Raw genomic sequence first — 17,617 nt, 5'->3', positions numbered from 1 at the left:
CGGCCTTTTCTACAGGTGATTCCTGTCTGAAAAGGCCACAGCACCGGCCTTATGTATCCGTGTAAATGCAGATAAGTCCCACATACCGGATCCTTCGTTATTTATTAAGTAACAATGTTACGGGATCATATATCCGTAATCGCTGATAACGGCGTCCATGATCTTTCTGAGTCCTGCCGGAACTGCGGGATTTTCATCTTCCAGAAGGATTTCCACAGGCTCCCCAAAGAGACGGACTTTTACGCGCTTCTCTTCTCTGTCCAGAACTACGAAACCATTGTTTTCACTGTCACCCAAATCGGTCTCATCCGCAAACAGGGTAAACTTATCCTTATACGGAGCGCTGGAATAAGGACAGAAGGTCTTACAGTTGCCGCACTCGTTACACATGTAATCCACATGGACGATCTGGCGCATAGCCATACCCGGCACCTTCACAGCAATGTTAGCTCTGTTCGGACATACATCTGTACAGTTTTCACAGACTGCCGCACAATTCAGACACCTGCCGCTTTCTTTTGCCGGTTCCTTTTCACTGTCCAGTATGCCCTTTTTGCTGTAACAGGACTCCTCACAGCCGTCCTTTTTCATGTCTGAGACAACATCATTCCCAAGGAACGCTGCTGCCGCTTTCTGGGCATCCCGGATTCCCTCCACTACAGTTGCAGGGCCGCCCAGACCGTCACCGATCACATAGACACCGCTTACCGCCTCCAGTGTCTGGCTGTCTGCCACCACCTTGCCTCTGTTGTCAAGAGGAAGTCCGTTTGCCTGATAAAGCGCTGTATCCACACGCTCTCCAACGGCTGCGATCACGGTATGTGCAGGTACAGTCTCCATCTCACCGGTCTCCTCCACAGACGCTCTTCCCGAAGCATCTATGGCGCCCAGTTTCATCTTCCTGCACAGCAGTTTTCCGTCTTCCATGGAAACAGGGGAGAGCAGTTCCCGGAACTCAATGCCTTCCTCCTGTACCAGTGTCAGTTCCTCTGCATCTGCAGGCATATAGCGTTTTGTTCTTCTGTACACCAGATACACATGCTCCACGCCCTTTGTGCGTTTTGCGGCTCTGGCTGTATCCATGGCTGTGTTGCCTCCGCCGATAACTACCACATGTTTTCCAAGCTCTACATTTCCGTCCTTTGTCTTGAACTCTTTCAGGAATTCAGCGGCGTCCACAGGCTCTCCTTTTTCCAGCTTCAATACACCGGGCATGCCGGCTCCGGCTGCGAAAAATACAGCGTCAAAGCCCTGGTCTTTCAGCTCTTTTGCGGAGCTTATCTCTCTTCCCAGTTCCACTTTTACACCCATTTTTCGGATGATGGCAGCGTCTTTTTCTATGGCTTCTTTTGTGATCCTGAAATCAGGGATCACATGTGCCACAACTCCGCCAAGAGCGTTTTCTTTTTCAAAAACAGTGACATCCGCACCGCCTCTTGCAAGGAAGTAAGCTGCTGCCATACCGGAGGGACCGCCGCCGATGACTGCCGCTTTCCTGCCGTCTGTCTTTTCGGGAACAGCCAGTTTTTCCATAACTGCATCGTATGCTTTTTGGGCTGCCTCCAGCTTCACATTTCTGATATGTACCGGCTCCTCATAGAAGTTTCTGGTACATTTGCTCATACAGTTGTGGGCACAGATGGTTCCTGTGATAAAAGGAAGCGGATTCTTGTCGAGGATCACCTCAAGTGCCTCCTCATACTTTCCGGCAGAAGCCAGTTCCATATAATTGCTCACATCCTGATGGATCGGACATCCCGCCTCACAGGGAGCCATAAAACAGTCCATAAGGGGAACACTGTCTTTTACCTTGCGGTTTGGAAGGGGCTTTATGGGTTTTACATGGTGCACGTCACCTTTTGCGTCCTCCGCAAGTTTTGTGACTGCTTCCACATCAATTCCTGTAAAAGGCTTCAGGCCTTCTTTTACCAGAAGTTCAGCCATCTGCGCACTGCGGTTGTATCCGCCCGGTTTTAAAAGAGTGGTAGCCACTGTCACAGGCCAGATGCCGGCTCCCACGATCCGGGATATATTATAATAATCTGCGCCGCCGGAATAGGCGATCCGCAGGCGTCCGTCAAACTCTTTGGCAAGCTTTGCAGCCAGGGAAATGGACAGAGGGAACAGTGCCTTGCCGGACATGTACATCTCCTCGCTTGGCAGCTCCTGTCTGGTCACATCCACCGGGAAGGTATTGGTTATCTTCACCCCAAAGGACAGCCCCAGCTCTTCGGACAGCTTCATAAGTCTTGTAAACATGGGAACCGCATCTTCATACTGGAGGTCATCCTTAAAGTGGAAATCCCCGAACATCATGTAGTCATATCCCATTTCATCCATGGTCTTTCTGGCAAATTCATATCCCAGAAGGGTTGGATTACATTTTACAAAGGTATTGATATGCTTCTCTGTGAGGAGATAGTTGGCTATACTCTCGATCTCATGAGGCGGACATCCGTGAAGCGTGGAGATCGTGGCAGAATTACAGATATCTTCCGGTATGGCCTCCACATCCTCCTTCGTATATTTATCAAATTTCTCAATATTTTTAAGCAGCCATTTTTTACATTCCGTAAATGTGGCATCCTGTCCCGCGTGCATCATCGTGTCAATAAAATGATTGATCTTCTCTGATTTGATACCTGCCAGGTCATATCCCACGCTGATGTTGAACTGGAATCCATCCTGTGCACCCAGTCCGAATTCTTTTGCCATCACATGCAGGGCAAACCATGCCTTGATGTATTCACTCATAGCATCCGGTACTGTCAGCTCTGTGGACCATTCACAGTTATACCCTTCATCCTCAGCTAGAATACACGGCTTATTCACACAGGCAGAAAGCTCCGCGCCATCCATGATCTGTACTGTCTTCAGCTCAAAAAAACGGCTTCCTGTATAATACGACGCAATGATATTCTGAGCAAGCTGCGTATGGGGTCCGGCTGCCGGACCTATGGGAGTTTCTAGATTTCTTCCGAAGATCTCCGTTTTCTCCTCTCCCGCCACATACTTTTTATGTGTTCCGAACACCGTTTTATTTGCTTTTTTCTCTTCCAGAACCCAGTCCATGATCTGGGAAAACGGCATACATGTCATCTTATCGCCCATAATAAAAACCTCCCATAAATCCCTTATCTTCCATTAATAGAATCTGCTAATTTTTTTGCTTCTTCCCTGCATTTTGCCATAACTTCTGCTTCGTCTGCCACTAAAACTTCCCTGTCTTTCATAAGAATTTTTCCGTTGCAGATGGTGGTATTCACCTGTCTTCCGGTCATGCCGAACAGTACATGGCTGTTGATATTCCCTGCATGCATAGGGGTGAGCGGATCATAATCCATAACGATCACATCTGCTGCCGCTCCCTCTCTCAGTACCCCCAGGTCCTTCTTAAAATAACGGCCCGCGATCTTTGCATTGCCCTCAAAAAGCATTTGAGGAACCTCTCCCCACGCTGCATTAGGGTCACAGAGATGGTGTTTATGAAGAACATTGGCCACTTTGTAGGATTCCAGCATATCATGAGTGTATCCGTCTGTGCCGAGTCCAGTCAGGATTCCCTTCTCCACGATTTTCATGGTTGGCGGGCATCCGCAGGCATTTCCCATGTTGGATTCCGGGTTATGTACTACCATGGTATCTGTCTCTTTCAAAAGATCCATCTCATGCTCATTGATATAAATGCAGTGTCCGAGAAGTGTCTTCTCTCCCAGAATGCCGCAGTCCATCAAACGGTCCACGATCCTCTTTCCATAGTGTTTCAGACAGTGATGCAGATCCTCGATTCCCTCTGCCACATGAATGTGATAGCCGATCCCATCCGGCTTATGTGCTGCAGCCAGCTCCATGGTCTCATTGGAGATGGTAAAGGACGCGTGCATTCCCATCATACCTGCGATCATATCACTGTCATCCGCCAGGGCATAGCGTGCAAACCGCTCATTTTCCATTACAGATTCACGGGCCTTCTCCATCCCGTCTCTGTCAGAGATCTCATAGCAGAGGCAGGTGCGGATCCCCAGGTCTTTTGCCGCTTCACTGATGGTGAAAAGGCTGTCGGATATGCGGCAGAAGCTGGCATGGTGATCGAACACCGTTGTCACACCGTTTTTAATACTGTCAAGATATGTGGCATAGGCACTGTATTTTGTCCCTTCCAGTGTCAGATGCCGGTCAATGGTCCACCACATACCGTCCAGAATATCCAGAAATCCGTGAGGATCGTAGCCGTCTATGGACAAACCTCTTGCAAACGCACTGTAAATATGCTCATGTGCATTGATAAATGCCGGCATGATCACACCGCCCTTTGCATCCACATACTCCGCATCCGGAAATTCTTTTTTAAGTTCTGCTTCATCCCCAGCCTTTTTTACCACATTTCCGTCCAGAACTACTGCCCCGTGTTCAAAAAAAGGTTTCTGCTCATCTCTTGTCACCAGTCTTCCGTTCCCAATCATTAACATAGTTTTACCTCCTTGCAAACTCCATACTTGATAAGTATACTGCACTTCCCATATTTATTAACTCTAGTTTATCATTACATTGAAGTAATAGCAAGTGTTTTTCTAAAAAATTTTGAGGTATCACAAATTTTTTTGTATTCCATTCTGCAGCCCTGTTTTATACCCCTCTGATACAGCAAAAAGCCATCACCGATTTCCCTATGGGACCTTTGGTGATGGCTTTTTATCCGTCTCTTTCTCAATCTCTCTGAAGCATAAAATTGACCATGGCAGATGCCAGGAGCTTCCCGGTCTTCTCAGAGCGGCATTCCGTATGTATATTGGCCAGATGTCTTCCGATCCTGTCTGCTTTGGCGGTCACCAAAAGCGCGTCTTCCCTGTTTCCCGGAAGCAGGTAATTGATGTTAAGATTAATGGTTGGAGTCACAGTACATCCCGTCAGATTGCGCGTAAGGGCGCCGCTGGTGGTGTCCACAGCCGCTGCTATGAGTCCTCCGTGCATGGTGGACATATGGTTCAGCTCCCACTCCTGTACCGGATAGCGCAGTGTCAGAGAGCGTTCTGCAGCACTGCAGGAATGAAATTCCAGACCCATTCGGCAGTAGAGATGCTCGGGATTTTTAGGATACATGTTTTCTATATCCCGCTGGATCTCTGTTTCCATCCTTTTCTGTTTTTCATCTTTTATCATATTCGTCTCTTCTTCCTTTCTGTTTTCGCAGCATTTCTTCCAGTCTCTGCAGGGGGACTGCGGGACTGTACAGATATCCCTGATATAAACTACAGCCCAGGCGCTGCAAAAGGCTGCGGATCTCTTCTGTCTCCACATATTCGGCCATCACTACAAAATCCAGGCTCCTGCCGAGAGAGATAATGGAAGATACGATCTCCTGATTTCGTTTGTTCCCCACAATCCCTCTGACAAGGCTGCCGTCCAGCTTAACGGCATAAAAGCTGTTGTGCTGCAGGTATTTCAGGCTGGTCCGTCCCATGCTGAAATCATCCACAGCCGCCAGAATCCCCGCTGCTTTGAGTCTGCTGATATGATGAGGGATCTCCTCCATTCTGTCCGCTGCAGATTCCTCTGTTATCTCCAGACAGTAATGCCCCGCCACACGGTGCACCTCTGCCATCCGTATAACCTTCTCCACAAACCGGGGTTCATTCAATTGTTCCGCCGTAATATTCGCAGATATCGTGACAGGACTCCCAAGTTCCAGTAGAGCGCTGCACGCTTTCATGGAGGTCTCAATGACGCACTCTGTCAGGCGGTCAAAAAATCCATCTTCCTGGGAAAGTGCCACCGCCAGAGGCGGGTAAACGGCCTCCTCCATATAACGCCATCTCAAAAGGGCCTCTGCCCCTATCATTTCTCCTTCACAGTTAAACTGAGGCTGATATCCCATGTTCAGATTCTTCTCCTCCACATCAATGCGGAGCTGGGCCGCCATATTTCTTGCCAGTATCCCCATGCTGTCCCGCTGCCCCAAAAGACTCACTGCCGTGCCGGCCTCCTGATGTTCTTTCAGATATTCTGTGAGTTCATTCTGCAGCATCTCCGCCTGATGCTTTCTCACCTGTTCAGACAGCTTTACAAAGGGTGCGTAGATCGCAGTGCCCACCAGCACGATCACCACCTGCACAGCCACCCCTCTCCAGGAACCGGAAGCCAGATATCCACTGAAAAAAACTGGTGTAGTCCACGTCACCGTTCCCTTCACAATGGGGAGAAATCCGCTGACTGCCGCGCCGTACGCAAGCAGCAATGAACATAAGGGTGTCAGGATAAAGGGAATGATCATGACAGGATTTAATACAATGGGAAGTCCGTATACGAGGATTTCATTGATATTGAAAAAGACTGCTGGAGCCGCTGAACGGGCCAACTGCCGGTTATCCCTGCTGCCGGCAAACAGCAGCAGGGCTGTCACCAGACAGATCGAAGTACCGCATCCTCCGATCAATGCGAAATTATCCAAAAACGATTTGGATATCACTGCTCCTGACACTGCATCATTCGGCACCAGATATGTCTGGGACACCTGTTCCAGGGCATTGCCGCCGTGAATCCCAAAGGCCCACAACAGATCCAGCACAAGCACATACAACAGCCCTGCCCCCAGACCATCGTTGACATTGTGAAAGAGATCCACAATAAAATTTGTGATCAAATCATTCAGATTATCCGCCTTAAAAACGGCTTTTATCAGCAGATTCAACGCCACAAAGATCAGCGTACAAAGCAATAGCGGATAAATCGTGGAAAGGGAATTCCGATAATCCACTTCCGAACCGGCAGAACGAAACCTGAATGCCGGAGACATCTTTTTACAAAAAAAGTAAAAAATCCTGGTCGCCGCAACTGCAGTAAACATAGCCGTAAAAACTCCAACCGGGCCAAGATCACTAAGTTCCATGGAACCGCCGGCAGCACCAAATGACACTGCAAAACAAATGGCAGAAACCACCATTGCCATGACCTGCAGGAACTGGTCTCTGTCTTTCATGGCGGCCGCGTAATAATAGCTGATACTCATCACCAGGTAAATAGACATAAATCCCACCGTGGCATCAAAGAGAAAGCTCAGGATCTGATACAACACACCTCCTGCCCATTTTTCTATAAACATCTGAAATGCAGGCACTGGAAAGCTTCTAAAAAGCAGCGCAAAGGCCCCCACCAGCAGCGCAGGGATCAGTAGTGTAAACCCCTTTCGGATAGAGGAAATGACACTGTTATTCTCTATTCTATAAATTATCTTCAATACTTTTCCATACATAAAATGCCCCCTTTTGTCTGCCGGATATAGTACCGGGACCAAACAAATACCTGCATTCATTTTACACGCCCGGCCCGACTTTTGCAATCTAAATTCCCCGGACCGAACGCTTTGCTCCTATTCCAAAATATACCAAAGGACGCCAAAACGTCTGTTAATATTCCACCCTGAGAAGCGTGAGGCCCTGGGCAGGAGCCGTGAATCCGGCCGCCTCCCTGTTGCAGGCCAAAAGGATATCCGTCATCTTCTCCGGCTTTCTGACCCCTCTGCCTACTTCCACCAGGGTTCCTGTGAGGATCCGCACCATATTGTAGAGAAAACCATCCCCGGTGTATGTGATCCTCAACTCCCCGGGCAGTGATTCCACGTCAATGCTGTAAATGGTCCGCTCCGTGGATTTTTTCATCCTCTTGTTGGAGCAAAAGCTCTTAAAGTCATGAGTACCTGTCAGCAGCCGGGCTGCCTCTTTCATGGCATCCACGTCAAAGGTCTCATGGAGAGGACACTGATACTTTCTCTCAAATACATTCTTATGATACCCTGCCGCGATCCGATACTGATATATCTTTTTTCTAGCCAGAAGACGGCTGTGGAAGCGCTCCTGCACCTGGCTCACTTCCTTGATCCCTATATCCTCCGGCAGATAGCGGTTTAAGTATTCACATATCTCCTCACAACTTTTTTCTGTGTCCATATGCACATTGGCCACCTGCCCTTTCGCATGGACACCTGCATCTGTTCTGCCTGCACCGTCTATCTGAACCGGTGTCTCCAACATTCTGGACAGAACCTCCTCGATTTTACCCTGAATAGTATTGCCGGTAGTCTTCTGCCTCTGCCATCCCTCATAGCGTGTTCCGTCATACTGTATATCCAATCTGTAATTCATGTTATATCCCTCTTCTCATAATATTCCATCTGATATTCCATCGCTTCTGTCTATTCTATCAGACATCCCATTCGACGAAAAGGGAGAATTTTCAATTTTTCTCTTGACAAATCCACTTTCACCTACTATAGTGATAAACATAAAATAAATAATTGCAACAGCGAAACCGTAGAATAAGAGTAGTAGATATCCAGGTTTTATTGATAACGGCAGCTATACTGCCGGCAGAGAGTCTTAAATTGGTGGGATTAAGATAATAGAACGGATATTGAATGGACTTATGAGGTCGGGAAGAAAGGAATTTTCCAAGTAATGCCCGACGGGATGTTCACCCGTTATCAAGGAACCGTGTATGAAAGTACATGAACAGAGTGGATGATAGATTCATCAAGCCGGGTGGTACCGCAAAAGATTGTATAACAAGCTTTTGTCCCTGCAGAGATTGCAGAGGCAGAGGCTTTTTTTATTGCCGCTGTACCCCTAACTCCATCTCCGGGATTCGCGCCATAAGAAAGGAGAACAATATCATGAAAAAAATTCCGCACAGAGTATATTTAACCGAGGACCAGATGCCAAAACAGTGGTATAACCTGAGGGCAGACATGAAAAATCTTCCCGACCCCCTTTTAAACCCAGGAACAGGCAAACCTATCACCGAGGAGGAGCTTTATCCTGTATTCTGTGAAAAGCTGGCACACCAGGAGCTGGACAATACCACCCGTTACCTTGATATTCCGGAAGAGATCCAGGACTTTTACAAAATGTATCGTCCCTCTCCTCTCATCCGTGCCTACAACCTGGAAAAATACCTGGACACCCCGGCTAAAATTTACTATAAATTCGAGGGCAACAACACCTCAGGAAGCCATAAATTAAACTCAGCAGTGGCTCAGGCCTATTATGCAAAGGAACAGGGCTTAAAAGGACTGACAACAGAGACCGGTGCAGGCCAGTGGGGAACCGCTCTGGCGGAAGCCTGCTCTTTCTACCATCTGCCCCTGATCGTTTATATGGTAAAATGTTCCTACGAACAGAAGCCTTTCCGCAAATCCGTGATCCACACCTTTGACGCGGAAATCATTCCAAGTCCAAGCGAGACCACGGAGATCGGCCGTAAGATCCTGGCTGAAAATCCAGGCACTTCAGGAAGCCTGGGCTGTGCAATCTCCGAGGCTGTGGAAAAAGCTGTTTCCACGGACGGGTACAAATACGTACTTGGTTCCGTGCTGAACCAGGTACTGCTCCACCAGTCTATTATCGGTCTGGAATCCAAGACAGCCATGGAACTGCTGGATGAATACCCGGATGTGGTAGTGGGATGCGCAGGAGGCGGCTCCAATCTGGGCGGCCTGATCGCACCGTTTATGCAGGATAAACTTACAGGAAAAGCAAATCCCCGCATTGTGGCAGTGGAGCCTGCTTCCTGTCCGTCCCTGACCCGCGGCAAATACGCTTATGACTTCTGTGATACAGGAAAGGTGACACCTCTTGCCAGAATGTACACTCTTGGCTGTGACTTCATTCCGTCAGCAAACCACGCAGGCGGCCTGCGCTATCACGGCATGTCTCCTATCCTCTCCAAGCTGTATCACGACGGCTTCATGGAGGCAATTTCTGTGGAACAGAGCAAAGTATTCGAGACAGCCACCATGTTCGCCAAACAGGAGACCATCCTTCCGGCCCCTGAATCTGCACATGCCATCTACGGCGCTGTCCAGGAAGCACTGAAATGCAAAGAATCCGGAGAGGCCAAAACCATTCTCTTCGGCCTGACCGGAACCGGATATTTTGATATGTATGCTTACCAGTCTTTTATGGACGGAACCATGAAAGACTATATCCCAACAGATGCAGAGCTGGAAAAGAGCTTTGCACGGCTGCCTAAAATACCCGGCATCCAGGAATAAAAACGCCTGCCAAAGCCCCGCGTTACAGATTTTCAGTCTGAAACGCGGGGCTTTATTTAAATTTTTCGCCTGTCAACCGTCCATTTTACAGTTGTCAGTTATTACGTCCATCAATTTTTATCGTAAGGATCATGGGAATTACAATAAAAAATACAACAAATCCTCCGATCACTATATTATTATGCATCGTTGAAACTGCATTCGGAAATATAAAAATCCATGTAGGCGCTCCTATGCTGCGGACAAGCCAGGCCACAAATTCTCCCTTGGAAAAAGGCCCAAAATAGGAGGGCGGTCTCTCTATTTTTTTACCGGAGGCATATGTTGGATGGATTTTAATAAATACTTTATGAAAAACATATTCAAAAACTAATAATATGAATATTACGAATAAATAAGATTTAATATACGCAGGAATCATAAAACTCCTTTTCTGCATAGGAACTCTCAATAAAAATGTACAGTTTTCGACCTACAGTATCCTCTTTCATATATCTACTTCTGCCGTCCTCACAGCAGGCATTTCCTCATCTTTGGGCAGTCTTTTTAAAAATGCCGCCACCAGAGGCAGCGAGATGGCAAAGGTCAGAACATCTGCCACTGCCTGCGCGATCTGCACCCCTCGAAGCCCCATCACTGCAGGTAATATAAGGATCAAGGGAATAAAGCATATCCCGCTTCTGAGGGCCGAGAGAAAGGACGCCTTTTTGCTCTCCCCCACACTCTGGAGCATCATATTGGTGCAGACAGACAGAGGCTGAAAGAAGAAGGCAGCACACTGGCATCGGAGCGCAAAGACACCGATGGCGATCACCTCCGGGTCATCCCGGAATATGCCGATGATACCTGAGGAAACCAGAAGGCAGATGATTGCAAAGCTTCCGAGCATCACCTCGCCAGACCCGGCCGTAAACCAGAACCCTCTCTTTACACGGGAATACTTTCCTGCTCCGTAGTTGAAGGCAGCCACCGGCTGAAATCCCTGACCAAGCCCAAGCCCTACAGAAAACACCAGCATACAGATTCTGTTTACGATACTCATAGCAGCCACCGCCGCGTCCCCGTATACCGCTGCCTGATGGTTCAGGAGCATGGTGGAAACACTTCCCAGACCCTGGCGGATCAGACTTGGAAATCCCGTGGCAATGATCAGGCCTATTTCACGGATATCACGTGTCATCAGCCGGAAAGCCAGTCTGCTCTGGGTCTTTTTCGCTACAAACATATAGAGCAGGATAAAGAAACTGATCATCTGGGAAAGGGCTGTTGCCAGGCCGGCTCCCGCCACTCCAAGATCCAGGCCAAACATAAAAATAGGATCTCCTATGATATTCAGGATACCCCCTGTGGTCAGTCCGATCATGGCATAAGCTGCCATTCCCTCATAGCGGAGAATATTATTCAGAACACAGCTTCCTGTCATAAAAGGACCTGCCAGCAATATAAAAAATCCGTATTGTTTGGCAAAAGGCAGGATAGTATCCGTACTGCCCAGCACTCTCATAAACGGGGTCAAAAATGTGATCCCCGCTGCTCCTATCACAATTCCAGTCAAAATAGAAAGGAAAAAACTGGTGGACGCAAACCTGCTGGCACTCTCCCGGTCCCTTTTTCCAAGCTTTCTGGAGATTATGCTTCCCGCTCCGTGTCCGAACATAAATCCAAAGGCCTGCAGAATTGCCATCAGGCTGAAAACCACTCCCACCGCTCCGCTGGCGCTGGTCCCCAGGCGGCTGACAAAATAGGTATCCGCCGTGTTGTAGATATTGGTGATGAGCATACTTATAATAGTAGGAATCCCCAATCCCACGATCAGACTGGACACCGGTGTCTCTGTCATCTTCTCATACTGTTTCCGTTCCCGCTCCTCTGCTGTGATTTCTGCTGCTGTCATGATTTTCTTTCTCCCCCTCTCTCATTATAAGCCCTGCCAGGCTTTCCACCATAAAATGAAAGCTGGCATTGCTGTCTGTCAGTTCATAAGTAAGATATCCTTCCCGCTCCAGGGAAACAAATCCGTGCAGCGCGCTGCGCATCATCCTCTGGAAATGCACCACTTTCTCCTGGTCCTCCACTACCCTGCCGATCAGCACCAGAAACGGATGTATGATACGCTGTATATTCTGACGCAGCTCTTCATTTTCCGAGGTGCGCATCTCAATGACAGCCTGATACAGCTCCGGACTGTCCTTGGCAAAACCCCGGTAGGCCTTGGCCATGACCAAGAGCGCTTCCGTAAAATCCTGAAACCCGTATGCCTGCTCCAGTGCCTTTTCCAGAATTGATATTCCGTGAAGGCCCACTGCTGTATAAACCGCCTCTATACCATTTACATGATTATAGAGAGAAGCCGGCTGTACTCCCAGACGGGCTGCCAGTTCACGCATGGAAAAATTCCGGTATCCCTTCTCCTCCACCAGCCCAATAGCCGCCTCCGCGATCACTTCCGTATTCAGTCCTTTTCTTCCCATTATGCCTCCTTGTTTCTCAGATGCAAAGCAAACTTACTAAATAAAAGCAAAAACTAACACCGTTCGTATTATCTATATTATATACGAACGGTGTTAGTTTTGTCAATTATGGATAAATGCCGCCTGAGCCGCATGCTTCATCAGAAGCTCCATATCGCTGTAAGTGATGTGGTAATATGCCTGAAGCAGTTCCAGTTCCCCGGTTATGGTGGTTTTGCTGACTGTCCGGTTATCCGTATTCACGGTTACGGGAATGCCTGCCTCCAGAAATTCCAGAAACGGATATTCTTCCATGTTTTTAACCGCCCTGGTCTGGAGATTGCTGGAAGGGCACATTTCAAGGGGAATCTGCTTTGCAGCGCACCAAGCTTTCAGTTCTTTATCCTTACTGACGGCGATGCCATGGCCAATCCTGTCAGCCCCCAGCTCTATGGCATCCCACACACTCCTGGGACTGCCGCATTCTCCTGCGTGGATGGTAAAAGGAATTCCCAGTTTTCTGGCGGTTTCAAACATTTTGGCGTGCAGCTTAACCGGAAAAGCAGCCTCATCTCCTGCCAGGTCAAGAGCTGCCACCCCCTGCCCCAGGTATTCCCTGGCAGTTTCTGCAAGCTCCACATTCTGTTCCACCGGCATATGCCGCATACCGCATAGGATCAGATTTCCATCCACACCGTATTTCTCTTTTCCTTCCCAAAGGCCGTCCAGCGCTCCCTCAATGATCTGCCTGCAGGTAAGACCGTCACGCACAGATAAAAGAGGCGCAAACCGGATTTCCATGTATACCACATTTTCTTTTGCCCCGTCACCAAGCAGTTCTGACACAGCGGTCCTAAAGCTGTCCCGGTCCGCCAGGCAGGACAGCGGCAGATCAAATTTTTCCAGATACTCTTTCAGACTTCTGCAGTCCGGCTCCACCTGTAAAAGCTCCATAAGCTTTTCTCCTGCCGGGATCTCCACCCCGGCTCCTGCAGCTAGTTTCCGGATGACTGCCTCAGAAAGAGACCCATCCAGATGACAGTGCAGGTCATATTTTTTCAGTTCCCCAATGGTATTCATCTGCATTCCTCCAGGTAGTTTTTGGATATGGAAATCGTCCCCTTTGGCATAGGTATGCCGAAATTCTCAGCCACGCAGGCGCCCACCACGGCAAAGGAATCCGCCTTGGGAAGCTCCTTTCCCTCCTTAAAAGAGGGGGACCAGATCAGAAACGGCACCTGTTCCCTGGTGTGGTCTGTCCCTGTATAGGTGGGGTCGTTTCCATGATCGGCTGTGATGATGAGCATGTCATCCTCCCTCATAGTGTGAAGCAGGATCCCCAGCTTCTCATCAAATCTCATAAGCTCTCCGGCATACCCTTCCGGGTCTCTCCTGTGGCCCCAAAGGGCATCAAAATCCACCAGGTTCACAAAACAAAGCCCGTGAAAATCATCCTCTTTGGCCTCCTGAATGGTCTGCTCCATACCATGGACAGAGCTTTTGGACTTCAGCGCTTTTGTGATTCCCTCCCCGGCAAAAATATCATTGATCTTACCAATGGAAATCACATCCAGCCCTGCATCCTTCAGAGCGTTCAGCACAGTTTTCCCGAAAGGCTTAACCGCATAGTCATGGCGGTTACTGGTGCGCTTAAATTCGCCTTTCTTCCTGCCCACATAGGGTCTTGCAATGACTCTTCCCACCTTCCACTCATCTCTCATGGTAAGTTCTCTTGCAATTTCACAGCACCGGTACAGTTCTTCAAGGCCAAAGGTTTCCTCATTGCCGCAGATCTGGAGTACAGAGTCGGCAGAGGTATACACGATCATATGCCCGGTTGCTATTTCCTCCTCTCCCAGCTCATCCAGAATTTCCGTCCCGCTGGCGCTTTTATTGCCGATCACCTTATGCCCGGTCCGCTTTTCAAGCTCCAAGATCAATTCCGGAGGAAACCCTGTCTCCGTAAAGGTGATAAAGGGCTTTTCTGTTTTCAGCCCCATCATCTCCCAGTGACCTGTCATGGTATCCTTCCCCCTGCTGATCTCATTCAGTTTTGTGTAATACCCCATGGGATGTTCCACAGGCGCTATTTTCTCCAGTGGGTGAAGATTTGCGATTCCCAGCTTCTGCAGATTGGGCAGGGAGAAGCCTTTTACATGAGAAGCAATATGTCCCAGGGTGTCTGCCCCTGCATCTCCAAACTCAGCCGCGTCCACTGCGCCGCCTACCCCCAAGGAATCTATCACGATCACGAATACTCTTCTGAATCTCTCTTTATTTTCCATAGTCATTCCCCTCTGTCCCTCTTCCCGGCATTTTCCTTCCGTATCAAGGCCCTGACAGCTTCCACTGCCACCTGGATCGCGCTTTCTGTATCGTGCACAACAGGATTTGGCATATCTTTTTTGGCCCGTTCCTGGTTGGCAACCACCAGGAAAACGCTGCCGGCCCGTACCTTCAGATAACTGGCAACAATGAAAAGGGCCGCGGATTCCATCTCAGAAGCTTTGCAGCCCAGCTTCAGCCATGCGTCCCATTTGTTCAGCAGTTCATACCCCACCGGTTTTGTCTCCGGGGAGTGCTGGCCGAAAAAAGAGTCCTTACACTGCACCACTCCCACATGATAAGGTTTTTTAAGTGTCTTTGCTGCACTTACAAGGGCATTTGTCACATCAAAATCAGGTACAGCCGGGAACTCAATGGGGGCGTACTCCCTACTGGTCCCTTCCATGCGGATGGCTCCGTTGGCAATGACAAGGTCACCGCTTTTCACATCCAGATCCATTCCCCCGCAAGTGCCGATCCGGATAAAGGTATCCGCGCCTGACATGACCAATTCTTCCATTGCAATGGATGCAGAAGGACCTCCAATACCCGTGGAGGTTACGCTGACCATCTCTCCCTCCAGTGTTCCCGTATAGGTCACATACTCTCTACTGTCTGCGATCAGCTTTGGATCATCAAAATATTTTGCTATCTTTTCACACCGCTTAGGGTCGCCCGGCATGATGACATAGCGCCCTACATCACCTCTTCCCACCTGTGTGTGATATTGTTTTCCCTCTACTTCCGAATAATTTATCATATATTCATCCCTTTCCTGTAATTTACGTGGCTCATAGATTTATTATAACAAATCACAGCAAATAAAAAAGGTCATGTGTCTCTTTTTTACAAAAACATGATTTTGTGATACAATAATGTCAGGTTTCACTATCCCTGACGCCTGCCCGGCACCGAAAACTTCTGCTTCAACTGCGGACACACACCAGGAGGTATAAACAATGACATGGAATTTGCTCTTGATCTCATCTGTAATTCTGCTCTGTATTCTGCTGCACCGGATTTCCGAAAAAATAGGCGTGCCCATGCTGCTGGCATTTATCGTCCTCGGTATGGCTTTCGGCACAGACGGTATACTGAAAATCCCCTTTGACAATTATCCCCTTGCGGAAAATATCTGTTCCATCGCCTTGATCTTTATTATGTTCTACGGCGGTTTCGGCACCAACTGGAATGAAGCCAGGCCGGTTGCTGTCAAATCTGTGCTCCTCTCCACACTGGGTGTTGTGATCACGGCTGCCCTCACAGGCTTCTTCTGTTACTTTGTTCTTAAATTCAGCTTTCTGGACAGCATGCTCATCGGTTCTGTCATCAGTTCCACAGATGCCGCCTCTGTCTTCTCCATTCTCCGTTCCAAAAATATGGGATTAAAATACGGCACTGCCTCCATGCTGGAACTGGAAAGCGGAAGCAATGACCCCTGCTCCTACATGCTGACTGCAGTGGTCCTCTCCGCCATGAGCGGCACAGCCAGCACAGGCTCTGTCCTTTCTATGATATTTGCCCAGCTTTTCTTCGGGATTCTTTTTGGATGTCTTATAGCCTTTGCCGCCCGTTTTATCCTGCGGCACATGCAGTTCCATATTGCAGGATTTGATATGGCTTTTGTCATCGCAGTCGCGCTTCTGTCCTATACGCTGCCCTCCATGGCGGGGGGAAACGGATATCTGAGCGCCTACATGGTGGGGATCATCCTTGGAAATACTAAGATCAGGAATAAAAAATCACTGGTAAACTTTTTTGACGGGATCACAGGACTTATGCAGATGCTGATCTTCTTTCTCCTGGGTCTTTTGGCAACGCCGTCAAAGCTGCCCTCTATTTTCCTGCCTGCCCTGGCGATTGCCCTGTTCCTCACACTGGTGGCAAGGCCTCTGGCAGTTGCCTCCATACTGACGCCTTTCAAATGCCGCTTCAACCAGCAGGTTCTCATCTCCTTTGCAGGACTCAGAGGTGCTGCCTCTATTGTTTTCGCCATTATGGCAACTGTAGATGACGCCTATACAAGTTTTGATGTCTACCATATCGTATTTTGTATTGTACTCCTGTCTATTTTATTCCAGGGAAGCTTTTTGTCCCAGGCTGCTAAAAAGCTTAACATGAGTGATACGAATGCAGATGTTATGAAGACTTTCAGTGATTATTCTGAGGAGGTGGACCTGCAGTTTATCAGAATCCGTATAACAGAAGAACACACCTGGAGTCATACGGCAGTCAAAGACATCTCCCTTCCCCCTGACACTCTGTTTCTTATGCTTCTGCGGGGAGAGGAAACCATGATACCCAGCGGGGAAACTGTTTTTCTCCCGGGAGATACAGCGGTGTTAAGTGCCCGCGGCTATCAGGAGCAGGAAAATCTGGAACTGACAGAGATGAAAATAACTGCCAAAAGCCCCTGGATTGGCATTAAGATTTCCGACTTTTCCCCTTATCCGGGAGAACTGGTCATTATGATACTGCGCGGGGAGGAGACCATTGTTCCAAAGGGTGACACTGTTATCATGGAAAATGATCTGCTTGTGATATACTCTATACCGGAATACCGTAAAAACCTACCCGTAAAAGAACTTCCCTCCGAATAGAAGAAATTAGTCCTCCAGTCGCTGCATTACAAAAACAGCTCTGCGGTCTATGCTTTTTCCGCAGAGCTGTTGTATATTACAGTAACAGTTCAGCCTTCCACTGTCCCGCGAGGTGTTGCCTTGCATTTGCAAGGCAATCCCGAGGCAACCACGCGCCAGACTGCCGTTTGTGCAGTCTGTGTGCATGCTTTTGTTGC

13 protein-coding genes are annotated in these 17,617 nt (G+C 48.6%); 2 read left to right on the top strand and 11 right to left on the bottom strand.

What is annotated here, in order from left to right; translation table 11 throughout:
* Positions 1-117 precede the first annotated feature (117 nt).
* The 5 genes from ygfK to truA form a co-directional block, all read right to left on the bottom strand.
* Entirely contained in the window at positions 118-3,111 is a 2,994-nt protein-coding gene (ygfK, locus tag BLCOC_RS11845; protein WP_115622289.1) for a putative selenate reductase subunit YgfK, read from the bottom strand.
* Between the two features lie 23 nt (positions 3,112-3,134).
* A complete protein-coding gene (gene ssnA / locus BLCOC_RS11840; protein WP_018594896.1) occupies positions 3,135-4,469 on the bottom strand; it encodes a putative aminohydrolase SsnA in 1,335 nt (444 codons plus the stop codon).
* A gap of 238 nt (positions 4,470-4,707) precedes the next feature.
* Positions 4,708-5,160: a PaaI family thioesterase gene (locus BLCOC_RS11835; RefSeq protein ID WP_115622288.1), complete on the bottom strand. Its 453-nt coding sequence runs from the start codon at positions 5,158-5,160 to the stop codon at positions 4,708-4,710.
* Entirely contained in the window at positions 5,147-7,249 is a 2,103-nt protein-coding gene (locus BLCOC_RS11830; protein ID WP_165907256.1) for an EAL domain-containing protein, read from the bottom strand. Before BLCOC_RS11830 ends, BLCOC_RS11835 begins: the two co-directional genes overlap by 14 nt.
* A 154-nt stretch (positions 7,250-7,403) precedes the next feature.
* On the bottom strand, positions 7,404-8,138 hold the full coding sequence (gene truA / locus BLCOC_RS11825) for a tRNA pseudouridine(38-40) synthase TruA (protein WP_115622286.1): 735 nt from the start codon (positions 8,136-8,138) through the stop codon (positions 7,404-7,406).
* A 527-nt stretch (positions 8,139-8,665) separates the two neighbouring features.
* On the opposite strand from truA, the gene BLCOC_RS11820 reads away from it, so the two are divergent.
* The gene (locus BLCOC_RS11820; protein ID WP_115622285.1) at positions 8,666-10,045 is read left to right on the top strand and encodes a TrpB-like pyridoxal phosphate-dependent enzyme; all 1,380 of its coding nucleotides are present in this window, start codon (positions 8,666-8,668) and stop codon (positions 10,043-10,045) included.
* Positions 10,046-10,139: 94 nt separating this feature from the next.
* Here the strand turns inward: BLCOC_RS11820 and BLCOC_RS11815 are convergent, their stop codons facing one another.
* From BLCOC_RS11815 to udp, 6 genes are all read right to left on the bottom strand, one after another.
* Positions 10,140-10,484, bottom strand: coding sequence for a hypothetical protein (locus tag BLCOC_RS11815; RefSeq protein ID WP_131918351.1), 345 nt, complete (start codon positions 10,482-10,484; stop codon positions 10,140-10,142).
* 48 nt (positions 10,485-10,532) lie between these two features.
* Positions 10,533-11,939, bottom strand: a complete 1,407-nt coding sequence (locus tag BLCOC_RS11810; protein ID WP_115622283.1) for an MATE family efflux transporter — start codon at positions 11,937-11,939, stop codon at positions 10,533-10,535.
* On the bottom strand, positions 11,890-12,516 hold the full coding sequence (locus BLCOC_RS11805; protein WP_115622282.1) for a TetR/AcrR family transcriptional regulator: 627 nt from the start codon (positions 12,514-12,516) through the stop codon (positions 11,890-11,892). Before BLCOC_RS11805 ends, BLCOC_RS11810 begins: the two co-directional genes overlap by 50 nt.
* 102 nt (positions 12,517-12,618) lie before the next feature.
* The gene (gene add, locus BLCOC_RS11800) at positions 12,619-13,575 is read right to left on the bottom strand and encodes an adenosine deaminase (RefSeq protein WP_131918353.1); all 957 of its coding nucleotides are present in this window, start codon (positions 13,573-13,575) and stop codon (positions 12,619-12,621) included.
* A complete protein-coding gene (locus BLCOC_RS11795; RefSeq protein ID WP_115625382.1) occupies positions 13,572-14,786 on the bottom strand; it encodes a phosphopentomutase in 1,215 nt (404 codons plus the stop codon). The genes add and BLCOC_RS11795 overlap by 4 nt, the downstream gene beginning before the upstream one ends.
* Complete coding sequence (udp, locus tag BLCOC_RS11790) at positions 14,783-15,580, bottom strand: uridine phosphorylase (RefSeq protein WP_018594887.1); 798 nt, start codon at positions 15,578-15,580, stop codon at positions 14,783-14,785. The genes BLCOC_RS11795 and udp overlap by 4 nt, the downstream gene beginning before the upstream one ends.
* Before the next feature lie 199 nt (positions 15,581-15,779).
* Between udp and BLCOC_RS11785 the strand changes: the two genes are divergently transcribed.
* A complete protein-coding gene (locus BLCOC_RS11785) occupies positions 15,780-17,420 on the top strand; it encodes a potassium/proton antiporter (RefSeq protein WP_029469441.1) in 1,641 nt (546 codons plus the stop codon).
* Positions 17,421-17,617 lie beyond the last annotated feature (197 nt).

Source organism: Blautia coccoides, from assembly GCF_034355335.1.
Lineage (GTDB): Bacteria > Bacillota > Clostridia > Lachnospirales > Lachnospiraceae > Blautia > Blautia producta.
The sequence above is the reverse complement of the archived record's forward strand: the minus strand, read 5'-3'. Positions and strand labels throughout refer to the sequence as shown.